Below are 18,245 nucleotides of genomic sequence, written 5' to 3' on the forward strand. Positions count from 1 at the left end.
AAAGTAAGCTTAAACATATGCCATTAGTTTATACTAATGGCATTGTTTTTTGTGTCAGTTATGGTGCAAAGATGGCTTTAGAAAAACAAGAGAATCAAATACATTTAAGTAAAAATAGCTCTAACTGCGAATGCTCAAGCATGTCGTCTCAGGAGTGTTTCACGCCTAGTGAACCTGTGGTTAAAAAGAGCCAGTGGGTAAGTTATTACCATATTCCTCGCATGGACTGTGCAGCCGAAGAGCAAATGGTACGGATGGCTTTGGCCTCTTATACTGATGATATTCAAGAGCTTCATTTCGATTTGCCTGCACGCCATCTAGCGATTTATCACAGTCTTCAAGCTGAAAGGATTACTCAAAGTTTACAGCGTTTAGGACTAGGAGCCGAGCTACAACAAACACAGCCACATTATGAACCTGTTGAAAAACCTAAAAAGGTTCGAGCTAGTTCCTCAACCAATGCAACACAAAAACAAGTTTTACAATGGTTATTGTTGATTAATGGAGTCATGTTTGTTATTGAGTTGATGGCAGGCATTATTGCTTCCTCTACAGGATTAATTGCCGATTCGCTCGATATGTTTGCCGATGCTGCAATTTATGGCATTGCTTTATTTGTGGTGGTTAAAAATCTAAATGCGCAATTAAAGGCTGCGCATCTTTCGGGGTGGTTGCAGTTTGGCTTAGCCATGATTGTGTTAGGTGATGTACTGCGCCGTTTTATATATGGCAGTGAACCTGTTTCAATTCTCATGATTTTAATTGGCGGATTAGCTCTTGCGGCCAACATTAGTTGTCTTTATTTAATGAGAGACCATAAGGAGAGCGGGGCACACATGAAGGCGAGTTATATCTTTTCTGCAAATGATGTCATCGTCAACTTGGGTGTCATTGTCGCTGGAATATTGGTTGCCATTACAGGTTCGCGTTATCCTGACTTAATGATTGGATTGATTATTGTTTTGTTTGTTTTAAATAGTGCACGAAAAATTTTACAGTTAAAAAATGAATAATATTTTCTGATAGAGGCAAGCCTGTGTCAGGGTTTGCCTTCATTTTTTATTTTAAAGTAAACTGAGTTCTCACATAAAGGAGGAACGACCTCCCCCATAATGGGACATCATGTCGGGACGACCTGACGCTATAAAAATTAGTGAATGTTATGGCTTGGGCTATTTTAATTTTAGCAGGTGTATTTGAAATCATTTGGGCATATTCTATGAAAATGTCCGAAGGTTTTACACGTTTAACCCCTAGTGTTATTACCGTAGTTTTTATGATTTTGAGTGTGGTTCTACTTTCAATTTCAATGAAAACTTTACCGCTTGGCACTGCCTATACGGTTTGGACAGGCATTGGCGCAATTGGGTCATTTCTAGTCGGTATTTTCTTTCTTCATGAACCTATTGGAGCTATGCGAATGATTGCCGCTGTATTAATTGTGTCAGGTTTGGTTTTAATGAAAATTTCATCGCCGTCTTAAGAGAATAAAACTATGTTGCTGTCTTATAAGTATATCAATTCGCCTGTTGGGCAATTAAAGCTAGTTGCGAATGAAAATGCTTTAGTGGCAGTACTCTGGGACAATGAAAATCCAAAACGTGTTCGACTGGCTGAGCTGGTCGAACAAACTGAACATCCAGTTTTATTAAAGACCGAACAACAATTACAAGAATATTTTGAAGGTAAACGCCGTGAATTTACATTGCCGTTAGATTTCGAAGGGACCGCATTTCAAAAGCAGGTCTGGGCTGCATTACTGACCATCCCTTATGGGGAAACAAGAAGTTATAAAGATATTGCACTTCAAATTGGCAATGAAAAAGCGGTGAGAGCAGTGGGCGCGGCAAATGGCAAAAACCCGATTTCCATTATTGCACCTTGTCACCGAGTCATTGGTGCGGGTGGAGCTTTAGTTGGTTTTGCTGGTGGGCTTGATAAGAAAGATATTTTATTAAAACTAGAGCAACAATGAGCCGTTTTTGCGCTCGATTTTTTTAGACTTTTCTACTAAGCTGTTCACAATGATATTTCATAAGGTCGGTGCTTTATTGCATCGCTTTTTTTGAAATATTGATCTTATTTAACAAACTTTGGATGTTCTAAAAATGGCTGTCGGTGACGTAACAATGCCACAAATGCATGTGGTAAAAGGTGTAAAAATTGGCTCAACAGAAGCATATGTACGTTACCAAAACCGACGAGATTTAGTCATTTTTGAGTTTGTAGAAGGCTCAAATGTTGCTGGTGTATTTACTCAAAATGCATTCTGTGCAGCACCTGTTCATGTCTCTAAAGCTCATCTTGCCGAAGGTAATCCTCGCTATTTAGTAATTAACACGGGTAATGCCAATGCAGGTACCGGACCTACAGGTTTGAAAAACGCTCAGGATACTTGTGCAAAGTTAGCGGAGCTTGCTGGTGTTAATAGTTTTGAAGTGCTTCCATTTTCTACAGGTGTGATTGGTGAGCAGCTTCCGATGGAGCGCTTACTTGCTGGTCTTCAGCCTGCATTAAATAGCGTACAAGATGCTGCTTGGAATGATGCTGCAACTGGCATTATGACAACAGATACTGTGCCTAAAGGCGCATCTGAACAATTTGAACTTGATGGCATTACTTATACCATGACAGGTATTAGTAAAGGCGCTGGAATGATCCGCCCGAACATGGCAACCATGTTAAGTTTCGTGGCAACAGATGCACCTATTAGCCGTGATTTAGTACACAAGCTACTAAAAACCACGGTTGAGCATTCATTTAACCGTATTACGATTGATGGCGATACTTCGACTAATGACTCTTGTATTTTCGTAGCAACAGGTCAGGCGGGTGGCGCTGAAATTACATCGGACAGCGATGCACGCTACGCTAAAGTGTTAGAAGTTCTTGCTCGTGTAATGAATCGTTTAGCCCAGTTAATTGTCCGTGATGGTGAAGGTGCGACGAAATTTATTACTGTTGCTGTAGAAGGCGGCGCAAATACTCAAGAATGTTGTGACATTGCATATAGCATTGCGCATTCACCACTTGTCAAAACTGCACTTTTTGCATCGGACCCGAACTGGGGGCGTATTTTAGCTGCGATTGGTTATGCAGGCATTAAAGACTTAGACGTGTCTAAAATTCAAGTGTGGTTAGACGATGTACAAATCTGTAAAGATGGTGGCGCAGCTGAGGACTATACCGAAGAAGCGGGTGCGCGCGTTATGGCAAAAATCGAAATTACCATTCGTGTTGATTTAGGACGTGGTCAGGCCAAAGACACGGTATATACCTGTGACTTATCTTACGACTATGTCAAAATTAATGCTGATTACCGTTCTTAAATATCAGTTATAATCAAGCCTCGACAAAGAGGCTTTTTTTTATTAGCCCCATCTTTTGATATTAAATGATTCAATCCGTAAATCATTTAAGCAGTAACGTTATATGCGAGCAGGTATGCCAGCATGAAGGATAGAGAAGACGTTTTATGAGTGATGCGACTTTAATTGCCAACGATGCAAAAAACATTGTACAAGCGCATTTAGACCGTTTAGGTGAGCCAAAAGACAATCGCTTAAGTGAAGAAGCAAAACAACAAAAGTTTGCGCAGATCGAAGCAGAGCTCAAAAAACGTGATGCTGTCCTTGTTGCTCATTACTATTGCGACCCTGAAGTACAAGAACTTGCCGAAAAAACAGGTGGATGCGTTTCTGACTCTTTAGAAATGGCCCGTTTTGGACGAGATCATGCAGCCTCTACACTGGTTGTGGCTGGTGTTAAGTTTATGGGAGAAACAGCAAAAATCCTGTCTCCTGAAAAAACAATTTTAATGCCGACACTTGAAGCAACCTGTTCACTCGACTTGGGTTGCCCAGTTGATGAGTTCACGGCATTTTGTGATCAGCACCCTGACCATACCGTAGTTGTTTATGCTAATACATCGGCTGCTGTTAAAGCACGTGCAGATTGGGTCGTGACATCAAGCTGTGCGGTTGAAATTGTTGAGCATCTAGACAGCTTAGGTGAAAAAATTATTTGGGCACCAGATCAGCACTTAGGTCGCTATATTCAGAAGAAAACTGGTGCAGATATGTTGCTTTGGGATGGCGCATGTATTGTGCATGAAGAATTCCGTGCGCGTGGTATTGCCAACATGAAAGCACTGTACCCAGACGCTGCTGTATTGGTACATCCAGAATCGCCAGAATCGGTTGTAGAAATTGCAGATGCAGTAGGTAGTACTTCTCAACTCATTAAAGCTGCGCAGACTTTGCCAAACGAAAGACTCATTGTGGCAACTGACCGCGGTATTTTCTACAAAATGCAGCAAGCAGTACCCAATAAGATTTTAGTTGAAGCGCCAACAGCGGGTGAGGGGGCAACTTGTCGTTCATGTGCGCACTGTCCGTGGATGGCAATGAATGAACTTGACGGAATTTTAGAAGTTTTACAAAAAGGTGATCAGGAAATACACGTCGATCCAGCGCTTGCTGAACGTGCCAAAATGCCTTTAGATCGAATGTTAGCCTTTAGTGCATCGTTAAAACGTTAAAAAACCTCAAAATGCTTGTTAAATATACATTTGATAAGGATTTTTAACTTTTTTTGAGAATAGGTGTTGACGTCTGAGGGCGTCGCGCCTAGAATGCACACCGTACCGCACGATGTGCGATACAGCAAAAGCTGAGATAGATCGGAGCATAGCACAGCCTGGTAGTGCACCTGGTTTGGGACCAGGGGGTCGTAGGTTCGAATCCTACTGCTCCGACCACTTAAAATAATATTTTAAGATCGGCGAAGTATCGCATGATAAGCATCATCGGTTAAGCGCCTGTAGCTCAGTTGGATAGAGCATCCGCCTTCTAAGCGGATGGTCACAGGTTCGAATCCTGTCAGGCGCGCCATTTGGTAGCTTGGTACATAGAACTTATTTGATGGTGGATGTAGCTCAGTTGGTAGAGCCCTGGATTGTGATTCCAGTTGTCGCGGGTTCGAATCCCGTCATTCACCCCAATTTCGGAGCATAGCACAGCCTGGTAGTGCACCTGGTTTGGGACCAGGGGGTCGTAGGTTCGAATCCTACTGCTCCGACCATATTTAAAAGCGTTCAAGCTTTAAAAATATCCCAAATATTAAAATCATTTCTTCTAGTCTTACAGATAGAAGAAATTTTTTTGTTTTCTAGTTCGAAATTTTAATTCATACATACTCCAATCTTTGAACTTCTTTATATAAGCTCTGTTCTCTGTTCTCTGTTCTCTGTTCTCTGTTCTCTGTTCTCTGTTCTCTGTTCTCTGTTCTCTGTTCTCTGTTCTCTGTTCTCTGTTCTCTGTTATTGATATTTCTGCCTTAACTCGTTTTGTGGCAAGGTTTTAGACTATGGTCCAAAAACACGTCATAAATTTAAAGCCGATACACTTGTTTGCGCAATGCCGCTTTTAAATGTAGATCAGCATGGTTATTTGTCTACAGGGCTTTCTCCAAATGCTTCGGGCGGTTATGCCGAGCAAGTATTGGCTCAATCAAGCTTGATGTTTGGAGTACCCAATGGTCTAGATGCAGATAGTGCTGCTATGACTGAACCTATGGCAGTTGCATTGCATGCTGTTCGCCTTAGCCGTGTAAAAACAAGTGAACCTGCGATTGTAATTGGCTGTGGTCCTGTCGGGCTAGGTGTCATATTAATGCTTAAAGCAGCTGGGGTTAAAACTGTAGTTGCCAGCGACTTTTCACCAAACCGCCGTAAGCTTGCCGAGCAATGCGGTGCAGATATTGTGGTAGACCCTAAAGAGACATCGCCATTTGCCAACTGGAAAGAGTTTGGTTTGCTTGGCAATGTTTCTGATGCAATTAACATGGGTATGGGGCTGTTTGATAAGTTGCAAGCGACTCGCTTACCGTGGTGGCATGGATGGCGCATGATTGATAAGTTAGGTGCTCTGCCAAAACGTCCTGTTATTTTTGAATGTGTGGGCGTACCGGGTGTTTTACAGCAAATTATTGAAGGTGCACCTTTGTTTTCCCGAATTATCGGGGTGGGCGTGTGCATGCAAAGTGACAAAATAGAACCCGCACTTGCAATTAATAAAGAGTTAGAAATTCAGTTTGTGTTGGGATATACACCACTTGAGTTTCGAGATGCTCTACACATGATTGCAGAAGGTAAAGTGAACTGCTCACCGCTGATTACAGGTGTTGTCGGTTTAGAGGGTGTTACGAGTGCATTTGAAGCGTTACGTGACCCTGAACAGCATGCCAAAATTTTGATTGACCCGAAACGTAGTGGTTCAGATATTCAATTGATGAGTCATTAATTCAAAGTCATTTGCGCTTAACTAAAAAGGTTGTGATCTCATTAATCACAATCTTTTTTATGAGTATAGATCGCAATATTGAGCATAAATAAAAACTGCTGAGCTAATTTGTATTGCTCTTTAGTTGTTCTAGTTCTTGGTAAATCCATTCAACAAATTTCTGAATGGTCGGTGTGATGTCTTGGGTCGAATGGATGAGATAGTACTTTCGGCTACCTTTAAGTTTTTTATTGGAAACAATCACCAGTTCTTTTTTTTGTAGTTCAGATTCAATCAACATTTGCGGAATTAGGGCCATTCCCATGTCATGGCTAGCAGCAACAGCAAGCATTGAAAATAACTCATGGCGTTGTCCATCAAAAGGTTTCGGGTGCTGCATGTGATGAGTTAGAAACCATTCTTGCCAAATGCTAGGCCGAGTGGTTTGTTGTAGTAGGGGAATTTTCAGCAAATCTTCCGAGCTTAAATCATAGGTATTTTCATTGATCATGACTGCATCTGGAAAATACTTTTCGATGAGCCTCGGCGAGCACACGGGTACAATTTCTTCATCCATTAAATAATGTGCTTGTATGCCGGGCCAGTGATCAATTTGCTGCTGCGTACCTGCAAAAATAGCAGCATCAAAAATATTGTCATTAAATAAAAAGGGCTTGGTACTGGTTTCTAAGTGAACCGTAATTTCAGGGTGTTTTTGATTTAAAAGATGGAGCTTGGGTAACAACCAGCGCGTTGCAAAGGTAGGTACTACACCTAACTTTAGTGTGCCACCTAAACCTTTATGAGAAATCACATCGGCTGTACATTTCTCTAGTCCTAACAAGTAAGGTTTAATGCTTTTAAAATACTGCTGACCTGCAATGGTCAGTTCAACGCCATGCCGAGTACGTATAAAGAGTTCAACGCCCAAGAAATCTTCTAATTGTTGAATTTGGCGCGAGACTGCACTTTGGGTAATACATAACTCTTGGGCAGCATAGGTATAACTTAGATGTTTTGCTGCACTTTCAAAGCAAATCAGGCCCTGAATGGATGGGATACTTCTTCGCATAAATAAATCCTTTTATTTGTCGTCATATTTCAAAACAGCATATGACCTAAATGCAGAGAGCAGAGTTTAGTATAAAAATAAGCCATTTTTAATGAAATACAACGAATTAAATATCTAAATTTAATACATCTTATTTTAAATATGCGTAAGTCGCATATCTGCATGAACATTTATCGTTTGATTACTGCATTTTTCACGCATAACATCGAGTTAAATAAAGAAGATCAAATCAAGCAGAGGATGCGATGAATCACATGGTGACAACAAAAAAAGCAAAAGTTCAATTTAACTGGCAAGACCCATTTTTAATTGAGCAACAGCTTACCGAAGATGAGCGCATGATTCGTGATGCAGCTCATGCCTATTGCCAAGAACGTTTGCAACCACGTGTACTTGAACAATTCCGTCATGAAACAACAGATCCATCTATTTTTCGTGAAATGGGAGAGCTTGGCTTACTGGGGCCAACCATTCCTGAGCAATATGGCGGCGCGGGTTTGAACTATGTGAGTTACGGTTTGGTTGCACGTGAAATTGAATATGTCGATTCGGGTTACCGCTCTATGGCGAGCGTGCAAAGCTCATTGGTTATGGTTCCGATTCATGAATTTGGTAGCGAAGAGCAAAAGCAAAAGTATTTACCTAAACTAGCTACGGGTGAATATATTGGTTGTTTTGGTTTGACAGAACCTGATCATGGCTCAGACCCGGGCAGTATGATTACCCGTGCTAAAAAAGTTGATGGTGGTTACCGTTTGACTGGCGCAAAAATGTGGATTACCAATAGCCCAATTGCCGATGTATTTGTAGTCTGGGCAAAAGAAGTTTCTGCTGAAGGCAATGTTGGTGATATTCGCGGCTTTATTTTAGAAAAGGGCTGGGAAGGCCTATCTGCACCAGCAATTCATGGCAAGGTCGGTTTACGTGCATCCATTACAGGTGAAATCGTGATGGATAACGTTTTTGTACCTGAAGAAAATGCGTTTCCTGAAATTCGAGGTTTAAAAGGCCCATTTACCTGTCTAAATAGCGCCCGTTATGGCATTGCATGGGGTGCAATGGGTGCTGCCGAGTTCTGCTGGCATACTGCACATCAATACACTATGGACCGTAAACAATTTGGTCGTCCGTTGGCTGCAAATCAGTTGATTCAAAAGAAACTGGCAGATATGCAAACTGAAATTGCTTTGGGTTTGCAAGTGGCTTTACGTTTTGGCCGTATGAAAGATGAAGGTATTGCTTCAGTTGAAGGCACGTCTCTCATTAAGCGTAATAACTGTGGGAAAGCACTTGATATTGCCCGCATGGCGCGTGACATGATGGGTGGAAACGGTATTAGTGACGAGTTTGGTGTGGCACGTCATTTGGTCAATCTTGAAGTTGTGAACACCTATGAAGGTACACATGACGTTCATGCTTTAATTCTAGGTCGTGCACAAACAGGCATCGCAGCATTTAGTAACTAACTCATTCATTTAAAAGATAGAGGTGTTCTTTCGAGAGCACCTTTAGGGATTTTTTACGCAAAAATTTATGGAAAATGACAAGATTCATCGTAAGGATACTCATGTAAAGATGTGCCTCTGTGTACTTAAAACTAAATGTAAGATGATGAAAAGTATAGAAGATTAAGTCATACAGAAAACATAAGTAAGCTATCGATGACTCATTTGGGAAAATGAGGAACTAAAGATGAACAATGACGTTCAAGTAATATCAAAAGAGTTAAGAACTACATTTCCAAGTAACCTAGGAACATATGAAAAGATTGGACCAAATACATGGAAATGGGCATTGTTATTTGCCTATTTTGCGATGGTGGTCGATGGCATAGATATTATGCTGCTGTCTTATAGCTTGACCAGTTTAAAGGCAGAGTTTGGTTTAAGTACCTTTCAAGCGGGTGCCTTAGGCAGTGCTTCTTTGGCGGGTATGGGTATTGGCGGTATTTTGGGTGGTTGGGCATGTGATAAGTTTGGTCGCGTACGAACCATTGCCAACTCGGTAACCTTCTTTTCGGTAGCGACTTGTTTGTTAGGCTTTACGCAAAGCTTCGAGCAATTTATGGCTCTACGTTTTATTGGTGCTTTAGGAATCGGAGCACTCTATATGGCTTGTAATACCTTAATGGCTGAATATGTGCCAACCACGTACCGGACAACGGTCTTGGGCACGCTACAGACGGGTCAGACCGTAGGTTATATTGCAGCGACACTCTTAGCTGGCGCAATTATTCCAGATCATGGCTGGCGTGTTTTATTCTTCCTGACCGTGGTGCCTGCTTTTGTTAATATTTTCCTGCAACGATTTGTACCAGAGCCAAAATCTTGGCAGCTCACCAAAATTGAAAGCTTGCAAGGCAATAGACAACCTAAAGAAAGAGTGGTGGCTGAAAAGCCGAAAAGTGGCAGTATCTATAAGCAAATTTTTAATAATTTTAAGCACCGTAAGATGTTTTTATTGTGGATGACCACAGCATTCTTCTTACAGTTTGGTTATTACGGCATTAACAACTGGATGCCAAGTTATTTAGAAACAGAAGTGCATATGAACTTTAAAAACTTAACCAGTTATATGGTGGGTTCATATACTGCAATGATTCTAGGCAAAATTTTAGCGGGCTATCTTGCTGATAAATTTAACCGCCGTGCTGTTTTTGTATTTGGAACAATTGCCAGCGCTGTGTTCTTGCCAATCATTATTTTCTTCAATACTCCTGACAATATTTTGTATTTATTGATCACTTTTGGATTCTTATATGGCATTCCATACGGTGTGAACGCGACCTATATGGCTGAAAGTTTTTCAACCGATGTGCGCGGAACAGCCATTGGCGGTGCTTATAACATTGGTCGTGTCGGGGCTGCTATTGCACCAGCCACGATTGGTTTCTTAGCATCGGGTGGAACTTTTACCATGGCCTTTATTGTGATGGGCGCTGCGTATTTTGTTGCGGGTGTATTGCCGGGCTTATTTATTAAAGATCGTCAGTACGATCCACAAAGACAATCATAAACAATGAAAAGAAGGTGCGTTAATACCTTCTAAAAAGATAAGGGTATCGTTATGGGTGCATTACAAGGAATTCGGGTTTTAGATTTAAGTCGTGTGCTTGCTGGGCCTTGGTGTGGGCAAATCTTGGCAGACCTTGGCGCAGAAGTGATTAAAATTGAACGTCCTCGAGTCGGTGATGACACCCGTATGTGGGGTCCACCATGGATGCCCGATCACGATGGAAACATGACCCGTGAATCTGGTTATTTCCAGTGTACCAACCGCAATAAATATTCGGTTGCGGTAGACATAACTACACCCGAAGGTCAGGCCTTAATTTATGAAATTGTAAAGACTGCCGATGTTGTCATTGAAAATTATAAGACAGGGTCTTTGGCTAAATATGGTTTGGACTATGCTTCCTTAAGTGAGTTAAACCCAAATATTATTTATTGCTCGATTACCGGTTTTGGACAAGATGGCCCACGTGCAGAAGAGCCCGGCTATGATTTTATTATTCAAGGTATGTCTGGCTTAATGAGCATTACTGGTGAGCCTGATGAGGTGGCAGGTGGTGGGGCGCAAAAGGTTGGTGTAGCTGTAGTAGATATTCAAACGGGATTGTATTCAACCATAGCCATTCAAGCTGCCTTGATTGCACGTTCGCACACAGGACGTGGTCAATATATTGATATGTCACTCCTTGATGTACAGGTCGCGGCACTGGCAAATCAGGGAATGAACTATTTAGCCTCAAATAAGGCCCCGCAGCGCATGGGTAATCAACACCCAAGTATTGTGCCGTATCAAACTTTTAAGGCCAAAGATAAAGAATTTATTATTGCTTGCGGTAATGACAAGCAGTTTAAAGATTTGTGTATTGCGATCGGTTATCCAGAGTTACTCGAAAATGAAAAGTTTGTCCGTAATCAGGACCGCGTAAAATATCGAAATGAACTGATTCCTTTATTGTCCGAGCACTTTTTGCAAAAAACTGCTAAAGAATGGGTTGATATGATTCATGCCTTAAAAGTACCCGTAGGTGTTATCAACTCTATTGAAGATGCTTTGGCTGAACCACAAATCGTGCATCGCAATTTAGTGGTGAATATTCCTCATCGTTTAAATGAAAACTTCCAAACCATTGGCTCACCAATCAAGCTGTCTGATACTCCAGTTGAATATCATCATGCACCGCCAGAACTAGGTGAACATACTGCTCAAATCTTATCGAGATTTAAAACAGCAGAAGAGCTTGCTGCATTAAAGGAGAAAGGCATTATTGATGGGAAAATTGCTTAAGCTATTGTCATTTTTAATGTGATTCAATTTAAATAAAAACTGTGATTTGCAATAAATCACAGTTTTTATTAGAAACTAAGCGTTTTAATATTTAAAAATAAGCGGCAGCTCTGGTCTGAAATCATGAATTATTCCTTGATGTTCATGATCAAAACTAATTTCCATTAAATGCTCCGATCCATCAGTCACTTCAAAATCATCAAGCGTATTGAACAGTAACGAAGTAGGGTGCTGTTCGAGGTTTGGAATAGAAACCTTAATTGAGGTGATTTCTGATAAATCTTTGCTATGCACAAGTGGTTGTTGTTTTTCTTTCGCAGCAAGGTCTGGTCGTGAAGCAAATGAGAGGAAGAACCACATTGGCTCAGATACAACAGAGTCTTTGGCAACATTTACTTCTAAGCTGGCTGGTAAATAGCTTGGCTTGTAAACCCAATGAGGAAATTTTGCGCTGTTATCATCTTTATTTTTAGGACGAAAACAAATACCAAAAGGGGACGCGATATTATTTTGAGTACTTAGTCGCTCAAAAAGCAGAGTCGGTTTTGTGAGATCACTTGAGGCTTCTTCGGGGTTATTTAAAAAGATTAATTCGATAAAGCTATTTTTAAAGAAAAAGCGTCTGTTTTCTGTACCTTGACCCGGATGCTTGTTGGATGAACCTTCTGTTAGACCGAATTTTTTTAAAGTTTCAGCTTCGGGAGCGCCTGATTGTACACAAATAAAAATATGGTCCACTTCCATTTTAAGTTCTCATGCTAATGTTTATGAATATTAAATAATTGATTAATAGAGTTTTTCATGTTTGTCGCAAGTGTTTCATCGAAACCATCGACTAAAAAGCGGCTAATGAGTCCTTCAATCACCGTATAGATCAGCTCAGATAAAGCTTCACCATTGGGTATATTGCAGTTTTGCGCAATCAACACTTTAATCCATTGTTTATGGGCTTTAGAAATAGAAATAATGTCTTGATCGTCTTGGTTAGATTCTGCGACAGCTCTTACAAATAAACAGCCTTTAAAAAAATCTTGCCTAAACCAGTTGGTGTGCCAATCCAGAATCTTATTGATGGCTTCTAACCCTGTTGTATCTCCTACATAGCCCAAAAGACTTTGCTTAAAGCGTTCATCACGTGCAACGAGTACAGACTTAACCAGTTGATTTTTATTTTTATAGTACGTGTACATGGTGGTTTTAGAGCAGCCAGATTCATCGCGAATCAGGTCGACGCCAACCCCGACAAAACTATTTTCATTAAATAACTTCTCGGCTGTATCTAATATTTTTAAGGCAGATTTTGACATGAGTCTTTTCCAAAAAATAAAATAGTACAGATCTGTACTATTTGAGATTTTATCTATATGCTTTTTAAAAAGCAATGTCTGGCTAAGGAATAAAAATCATGTTCTCTATTTTTTATGGCAAAGAAAAACTGGCTCCATCGCCCAATAAAGTTGATATTTTGCGAAGCCTTATTGGGGGTACAGTTAGTATTTTTATACTTTTGTGGTTGAGTAAGCTCACACATAATATCTTTATCATGGCGCCGTTTGGTGCGACCTGTGTATTGCTCTATACCGTGTCGCAGTCACCTTTGGCACAGCCCAGAAATATTGTATTTGGGCATCTTATTTCGGCTTTTGTGGGGTTGTTTTTTCTAAAATTTGTCGGTGTTTCCATTTTTACAATTGCTTTTTCAGTGGGCTGTGCCATTGCACTCATGCAAGTGTTTAAATGCGTTCATCCACCTGCTGGAGCGAATCCTTTGGTTATTTTGCTCACCGCAAGCAGCATACATTATGAGTGGAGTTTCTTAATTTTCCCTGTTTTGGTCGGCGCAGTGTCTTTAGTTTTAGTGGCGATACTCATTAATAATATTAAAGCGAGTACCAAGTGGCCGATGTATGGCTTAGGAATTTTAAACAGTAAAAAGTAGGGAAGCTATGAAGTATTTTGAACTTAAGAAATAATAAAAGTATTCACTATGCCAAGATAGTGAATACTTTTGAATGAAATTATGATTTCTTGGAAATACGTTCTTCGATGGCAAATTTGAGTAAAGAAGCACTGCGGTAAAAACCATGTGCGAACTTTCCAAATGGCATGGTAATAAAGAAGGTCATGACCGTAGCTAAATGGAAAATCAGTAAAAGTGCCATGTAAGGGGTATTACGAAATGCCATAAGTGCTAGCCCTGAAGCGCTAACGATAAGTAGAAGGAAAATAAAGCCTCGATCTACAGGTTTTTGCTCACGGTCACCATGCAACGGATGACGTTTAAGATTTAAATAGAGCAAGCCAGCAGGCCCGATAACTAAGCCGATTCCACCCAAAGTTCCTAAAATCACAGGCAAGCTTAGGTAAGGATAAGGTGCATGTAGATCAAGAAAATAGTGATATAAAGTCGCTACACCTGTAGCTGCAAAGCAGAGCATAAAGCCATAAAACGTCAGGTGATGGAACACACGGCGGATTTGTGTATAACGATCATCTTGCTCATTACAGCCTTTGCCATGACCGCCATCTAAATATTTAAGCGTTAATACATTTTGAGTGGCTTGAACCAGATCGGGTTTCTCAACTTTGCCGTGAATGACTTTAGAGGTTTGTCGCCAGAATTTGCTAATTCCAATGCCGAGTAAAACAATGGCAACTGTAAAGGTTGCTCCAAAAAGTAGGGCTAAAAAGTTATGCGGGAAAATCGCATAGAAATTACCTTGATAGCCTGCAAATAAGTCAGTGCCTTTCCACCACACTACGGCTAACATGCAAAAAAAGAAAATAAGTGTTAAAGCCGAGACAAAAGGAATACCTACAGACTTATAAAGTCGACCTAAAGGCTGAGGGGTCGCAAATTCTTGGTAAGTTTCTAAACGTACTTGTGCCATCGCTTTAGGAATGTTTACCCCAAACTCATGAGGTGGGGCATACTGGCAAGCATGTAAACACGCACCACAGTTATGGCAGAGGTTTGCGAGGTAATGAATATCGGCTTGGTTAAACTCAAGACGTTTGGTCATAGCCGCAAATACAGCGCAAAAAGACTCACAGTAGCGACAAGCATTACAAATCTGTAGAGCTCTTTGGACTTCTTGCTCATGGTCAGAGAGCTGAACAACTGGAATTAGGGCTTTACTATTAGCATTCATGTTCAACTCCTTGTGAAAGTGCATAGTGGGCGGCATTTTTTCCGGCAATTCGCCCAAATGACGTTCCGATTGACATACCAACGCCTGCGGTATAACCCTGACCAAGTACGTTACCTGCCATCATTTCACCTGCGACAAACAGGTTGCTGCTTGGCTTATTGTTAAAACGCACAGCAGCATCGTCTTCTACTTTTAAGCCTAAATAGGTAAAGGTAATGCCGGGCTTAAGGGCATAGGCATAGAAGGGTGGCTGGTCGAGAGGAACGGCCCAGTGGGTTTTGTTGGGAACAATATTTTCGGTGGTGCAGTCATCTAAAACGGTATGGTTAAAGGTGCCTTGCACACAGGCTTGATTAAATTCTTCTACGGTATGGCATAAGGTTTTGACATCTAGCCCGATTTTTTCGGCTAACTCTTGAATGCTATTTGCTTTTACGCCAGCAAATACAGGTGGCATAAAACGACCAATGGCTTTTGAATCAATAATCGAATAAGCAATTTGCTGTGGCTGTTTGGCAACAAGACGGCCCCAAATCGCATAACGTTTTGGCCAAAAGTCTTCGCCTTCATCATAAAAACGTTCAGCTTTGTTATTGACCACAATTCCCAAGGAAACGCAGTCAATACGAGTACAAATACCACCGTCATATAAGGGTGCGCGTGCATCTACGGCGACACAGTGCGATTGCGATGGGTCACCAATAATATCGGCGCCTTGATCTATCATAAATTTGAGCAAGTTGCCTTGATTAAAGCGGGTACCACGAATAATGAAATTATCGGCAGGCCATTCGCCGTTTTCATTTTGTCCCCATGCTTCTCTTAACCATTCAAGATTTGACTCAAAACCACCTGCGGCCAATACACAGCTTTTTGCTTTAAACACACGTCCATCTTCAGCAATTGCAGCTTCAAAATGTCCTTGATTTAACTTTAGATCTTTAATTTTTGTGCTGTATAAAATTTCAATACCAAGTTCTTGGGCACTGCGGTAGTACGCATTAATGAGAGCTTTACCACCACCCATAAAAAAGGCATTGGTACGTGCAACATGCAAAGCACCCGATAGTGGCGGCTGAAAATTCACCCCATGTTTACGCATCCAGTCGCGGCAGGTTGCAGTGCTACGAATGACCAGACGGGCTAAGTGCTCATTGGTTTTGCCTGCAGTCACTTTAAGTAGGTCTTGCCAATATTCTTCTTCGGGGTAGGCATCGACCAATACGTCTTGAGGAGCGTCATGCATGCAGCGAAGGTTACGAGTGTGTTGTGAGTTACCACCACGCCATTCTTTAGGTGCTGCCTCTATGACAAGCACAGAAGCGCCGCTTTCTTTTGCCGTGAGCGCGGCACACAGTGCGGCATTCCCACCACCAATTACAATCACATCATGCATGGATTTCTCCCTTTCTCAGCTAGGGCTAATGTAGCTTTAAAAGGAAAGGTGAAGTGAGAGGCTAGGCTTGAATGGGTGTTTAGTAAAAATAAACACTAACAGCTTAAGTGTTTATGAGTTCCGCACCGGGCCAGCGCTTTTCATTAATCAAGTTTGCTACACAGGCGCGAATCACTACTTTCGTGGCTAAAGTAGCAGGCGAGAGTTCTTCTTCAGAGAGACTAATTAAATAGTTAATACGCTCAATAGCAGGTTCTACAACGCGTAGTAAACAGAGGTCTTGCCTTGAGTTTAATGATGCACCCGCAGGTTGAATAGTTGCCATTTCGAGTTGGCTAATGCTTTCCATTAACAAATGCAGCCCATCAATTTCATAGGCCACTTTAAGCTGATGAATTTTCTGTTCGAGCAGTAAACGCAGTCCATGTCGTTGACTTGGTAAAATCAGAGGGAGTTCTTTAAGCTGTGAATGATTAATGGTCTGAGTGTCTATACAGTTTTCAAGCCCGTACTGACTCAGCACTTCTTTAGGTGAGATTAAAAACATCTGTTCTTTGACTAAAGGCTGTATGGCCCACTGTGGGTCAACATCATCACTAAAGATAATGGCAACATCGAGTTGTCTTGCATTAACTAAAGCTTTTAAGTCACCCGATAACCCTTCGATTAAACGGACTTTAATGTCGGGGTAACGATTTCTCATGAGTTTTAAAAAGTGCGTGCCAATAACTGCTGCAACACTCGGCGAAAAACCGACGGTGACGTGGCCACTTAAACGTGAAGAATGCGCAGAGTCTACGGCATGGTCTAGGTGTCTAAGTGCCAGTTGCACTTGTTGAAAAAAAGCTAAACCCGCTGGGGTGGGAACCGTACCCAAGGCAGTACGTTGTAAAAGGCGAATGGAAAGTTCACTTTCTAATTTTGAGATTTGCTGGCTTAATGCAGAAGTTCCAATATCGAGATTTTTTGCAGCTTTACCCAAGCTTCCTGACTCGATCACTGCAATAAAATACTTTAATTGTTTGAGTTCCACGGCAAATACTACATTAACCTTTATGGATTAATTCTACACTGGTTTATCGCTATAGTTTTTGTTCTATTGCTTTGAGTAAACCATTAAAAGAGAAAAGGCAACATCATCTCAAGATGTTACCTTTTAGAGCTTTTATTCTTTAACCTGCTCAAGACCCTGTTCTTCAATAATTTGTGTTGCTTGTGGCGATTTCACAAATTTAATTAACTCTTTTGCGACTTTTGCATGTTCCGAGTTTTTACCAATACCTGCCGCAAATACCGTCACTTTTTGATACGGTGCAGGGATTGGGCCGACTAATTCAACTTGACCATATTTGCCAGTAAAAGGTTTGATTTCACTAATTTGCTGGAAACCAATATCAAACTGGCCTTCGGCGATACGTTTTGCAACGCGGTCACCTACCACTTTTTCTGCCTTACTCGAAATTACTTTGTACTCGACAGGCGGGAAGCTTGGGAAAACATCTTTTTCAAGATGCGTACCGCTCGCACTTGCTGAATAGCCGATGTGCTTGGCATTTAATAAAACTTTTTCAAATTTTTCTGCAGAACTAATATCTGGCTTTGGTGCACCTTTAGGCACAGCCATGCCGATGCTTGAATTGACTAAAGGACTTTGTGAATTGGGTTCTACATAACCCTTTTCTGCGAGCTTGTTGAGTTCAGGAGCAGCCAAGACCACCACATCAAAACGTTCACCACGATCGAGTCGATTTGGAATTGCAGTTGGTGATGCACCCATTGATGAACCAGACGAGAGATGCACAGTATGACCTGTTTGTTTTTCAAATAATGGAATGAGTTTTTCCATAGATGAATAAAAACCACCTGAGCTAATCACTTCGATTGTATCTGCGTTAGTAAGAGTTGAGCCTAAGCCAGCACCAGCTAGGCAAATGGTCATGAAGATAGGGGACTTTTTCATAGTATCTCGCTTTAATGACAGGAGAACACAGTACGGAGACGTAAGATCTGCCGTACTGTTCATTAAAATTTCAAGTTAAGTAGTTGTT

General features: G+C 41.2%; 16 protein-coding genes, 4 tRNA genes and 1 pseudogene. 14 read left to right on the forward strand and 7 right to left on the reverse strand.

Annotation, left to right across the window (positions count from 1 at the left end):
• Positions 1-17 precede the first annotated feature (17 nt).
• The 10 genes and pseudogenes from F928_RS10630 to F928_RS10675 all read left to right on the forward strand — a co-directional run.
• Positions 18-1,013, forward strand: a complete 996-nt coding sequence (locus F928_RS10630; protein WP_005075170.1) for a cation efflux transmembrane domain-containing protein — start codon at positions 18-20, stop codon at positions 1,011-1,013.
• Between the two features lie 149 nt (positions 1,014-1,162).
• Positions 1,163-1,483, forward strand: a complete 321-nt coding sequence (gene sugE / locus F928_RS10635; protein WP_002115842.1) for a DMT family transporter — start codon at positions 1,163-1,165, stop codon at positions 1,481-1,483.
• A gap of 12 nt (positions 1,484-1,495) precedes the next feature.
• Positions 1,496-1,975 (forward strand): methylated-DNA--[protein]-cysteine S-methyltransferase, encoded by a 480-nt coding sequence (gene ogt, locus F928_RS10640; protein WP_002115920.1) that lies wholly within the window; start codon positions 1,496-1,498, stop codon positions 1,973-1,975.
• Positions 1,976-2,108: 133 nt separating this feature from the next.
• Positions 2,109-3,329, forward strand: a complete 1,221-nt coding sequence (gene argJ, locus F928_RS10645) for a bifunctional glutamate N-acetyltransferase/amino-acid acetyltransferase ArgJ (protein WP_002115919.1) — start codon at positions 2,109-2,111, stop codon at positions 3,327-3,329.
• A gap of 146 nt (positions 3,330-3,475) precedes the next feature.
• Positions 3,476-4,540 carry a quinolinate synthase NadA gene (gene nadA / locus F928_RS10650; protein WP_002115913.1) on the forward strand — a complete coding sequence of 355 codons (1,065 nt, stop codon included), beginning with the start codon at positions 3,476-3,478 and terminating at the stop codon, positions 4,538-4,540.
• A gap of 142 nt (positions 4,541-4,682) precedes the next feature.
• Positions 4,683-4,759, forward strand: a tRNA-Pro gene (locus F928_RS10655).
• 56 nt (positions 4,760-4,815) lie between these two features.
• A tRNA-Arg gene (locus tag F928_RS10660) sits at positions 4,816-4,892 on the forward strand.
• Positions 4,893-4,925: 33 nt separating this feature from the next.
• Positions 4,926-5,001 (forward strand) — tRNA-His (locus F928_RS10665).
• Positions 5,002-5,005: 4 nt separating this feature from the next.
• Positions 5,006-5,082 (forward strand) — tRNA-Pro (locus F928_RS10670).
• 257 nt (positions 5,083-5,339) lie between these two features.
• Positions 5,340-6,302 (forward strand): annotated as a pseudogene (locus tag F928_RS10675) (zinc-binding dehydrogenase); the annotation flags it as partial.
• Positions 6,303-6,405: 103 nt separating this feature from the next.
• On the opposite strand, the gene gcvA reads toward F928_RS10675, so the two are convergent.
• Positions 6,406-7,353, reverse strand: coding sequence for a LysR substrate-binding domain-containing protein (gene gcvA / locus F928_RS10680; RefSeq protein ID WP_002115881.1), 948 nt, complete (start codon positions 7,351-7,353; stop codon positions 6,406-6,408).
• Between the two features lie 245 nt (positions 7,354-7,598).
• Between gcvA and gcdH the strand changes: the two genes are divergently transcribed.
• The 3 genes from gcdH to F928_RS10695 all read left to right on the forward strand — a co-directional run bounded on the left by gcdH (position 7,599) and on the right by F928_RS10695 (position 11,649).
• Entirely contained in the window at positions 7,599-8,819 is a 1,221-nt protein-coding gene (gene gcdH, locus F928_RS10685; RefSeq protein WP_002115928.1) for an acyl-CoA dehydrogenase, read from the forward strand.
• A gap of 226 nt (positions 8,820-9,045) precedes the next feature.
• Positions 9,046-10,368, forward strand: a complete 1,323-nt coding sequence (locus F928_RS10690; RefSeq protein ID WP_005075173.1) for an MFS transporter — start codon at positions 9,046-9,048, stop codon at positions 10,366-10,368.
• 51 nt (positions 10,369-10,419) lie between these two features.
• Complete coding sequence (locus F928_RS10695) at positions 10,420-11,649, forward strand: CaiB/BaiF CoA transferase family protein (protein ID WP_002115864.1); 1,230 nt, start codon at positions 10,420-10,422, stop codon at positions 11,647-11,649.
• A gap of 84 nt (positions 11,650-11,733) precedes the next feature.
• Here the strand turns inward: F928_RS10695 and F928_RS10700 are convergent, their stop codons facing one another.
• Positions 11,734-12,393, reverse strand: coding sequence for a VOC family protein (locus tag F928_RS10700; RefSeq protein ID WP_002115930.1), 660 nt, complete (start codon positions 12,391-12,393; stop codon positions 11,734-11,736).
• 14 nt (positions 12,394-12,407) lie between these two features.
• Positions 12,408-12,956: a TetR/AcrR family transcriptional regulator gene (locus tag F928_RS10705; RefSeq protein WP_005075174.1), complete on the reverse strand. Its 549-nt coding sequence runs from the start codon at positions 12,954-12,956 to the stop codon at positions 12,408-12,410.
• A gap of 98 nt (positions 12,957-13,054) precedes the next feature.
• Here F928_RS10705 and F928_RS10710 point away from each other — a divergent pair, with 98 nt between their 5' ends.
• A complete protein-coding gene (locus tag F928_RS10710) occupies positions 13,055-13,588 on the forward strand; it encodes an HPP family protein (RefSeq protein ID WP_002115845.1) in 534 nt (177 codons plus the stop codon).
• A 79-nt stretch (positions 13,589-13,667) separates the two neighbouring features.
• Here F928_RS10710 and tcuB read toward each other — a convergent pair whose 3' ends face one another.
• From tcuB to F928_RS10730, 4 genes are all read right to left on the reverse strand, one after another.
• The gene (tcuB, locus tag F928_RS10715) at positions 13,668-14,801 is read right to left on the reverse strand and encodes a tricarballylate utilization 4Fe-4S protein TcuB (protein WP_002115909.1); all 1,134 of its coding nucleotides are present in this window, start codon (positions 14,799-14,801) and stop codon (positions 13,668-13,670) included.
• A complete protein-coding gene (gene tcuA / locus F928_RS10720) occupies positions 14,791-16,197 on the reverse strand; it encodes an FAD-dependent tricarballylate dehydrogenase TcuA (RefSeq protein WP_002115886.1) in 1,407 nt (468 codons plus the stop codon). Before tcuA ends, tcuB begins: the two co-directional genes overlap by 11 nt.
• A 103-nt stretch (positions 16,198-16,300) precedes the next feature.
• Positions 16,301-17,230 (reverse strand): LysR family transcriptional regulator, encoded by a 930-nt coding sequence (locus F928_RS10725; protein WP_002115871.1) that lies wholly within the window; start codon positions 17,228-17,230, stop codon positions 16,301-16,303.
• Positions 17,231-17,362: 132 nt separating this feature from the next.
• Positions 17,363-18,157, reverse strand: coding sequence for a substrate-binding domain-containing protein (locus F928_RS10730; RefSeq protein ID WP_005075175.1), 795 nt, complete (start codon positions 18,155-18,157; stop codon positions 17,363-17,365).
• Positions 18,158-18,245 lie beyond the last annotated feature (88 nt).

It is taken from the genome of Acinetobacter pittii ATCC 19004 = CIP 70.29, from assembly GCF_000369045.1.
Lineage (GTDB): Bacteria > Pseudomonadota > Gammaproteobacteria > Pseudomonadales > Moraxellaceae > Acinetobacter > Acinetobacter pittii.

Bases quoted from the DNA above. Each gene is read 5' to 3' on its own strand.
- F928_RS10630 (WP_005075170.1), top strand. From the start codon at position 18: ATGCCATTAGTTTATACTAATGGCATTGTTTTTTGTGTCAGTTATGGT.
- sugE (WP_002115842.1), top strand. From the start codon at position 1,163: ATGGCTTGGGCTATTTTAATTTTAGCAGGTGTATTTGAAATCATTTGG.
- ogt (WP_002115920.1), top strand. From the start codon at position 1,496: ATGTTGCTGTCTTATAAGTATATCAATTCGCCTGTTGGGCAATTAAAG.
- argJ (WP_002115919.1), top strand. From the start codon at position 2,109: ATGGCTGTCGGTGACGTAACAATGCCACAAATGCATGTGGTAAAAGGT.
- nadA (WP_002115913.1), top strand. From the start codon at position 3,476: ATGAGTGATGCGACTTTAATTGCCAACGATGCAAAAAACATTGTACAA.
- gcvA (WP_002115881.1), bottom strand. From the start codon at position 7,353: ATGCGAAGAAGTATCCCATCCATTCAGGGCCTGATTTGCTTTGAAAGT.
- gcdH (WP_002115928.1), top strand. From the start codon at position 7,599: ATGAATCACATGGTGACAACAAAAAAAGCAAAAGTTCAATTTAACTGG.
- F928_RS10690 (WP_005075173.1), top strand. From the start codon at position 9,046: ATGAACAATGACGTTCAAGTAATATCAAAAGAGTTAAGAACTACATTT.
- F928_RS10695 (WP_002115864.1), top strand. From the start codon at position 10,420: ATGGGTGCATTACAAGGAATTCGGGTTTTAGATTTAAGTCGTGTGCTT.
- F928_RS10700 (WP_002115930.1), bottom strand. From the start codon at position 12,393: ATGGAAGTGGACCATATTTTTATTTGTGTACAATCAGGCGCTCCCGAA.
- F928_RS10705 (WP_005075174.1), bottom strand. From the start codon at position 12,956: ATGTCAAAATCTGCCTTAAAAATATTAGATACAGCCGAGAAGTTATTT.
- F928_RS10710 (WP_002115845.1), top strand. From the start codon at position 13,055: ATGTTCTCTATTTTTTATGGCAAAGAAAAACTGGCTCCATCGCCCAAT.
- tcuB (WP_002115909.1), bottom strand. From the start codon at position 14,801: ATGAATGCTAATAGTAAAGCCCTAATTCCAGTTGTTCAGCTCTCTGAC.
- tcuA (WP_002115886.1), bottom strand. From the start codon at position 16,197: ATGCATGATGTGATTGTAATTGGTGGTGGGAATGCCGCACTGTGTGCC.
- F928_RS10730 (WP_005075175.1), bottom strand. From the start codon at position 18,157: ATGAAAAAGTCCCCTATCTTCATGACCATTTGCCTAGCTGGTGCTGGC.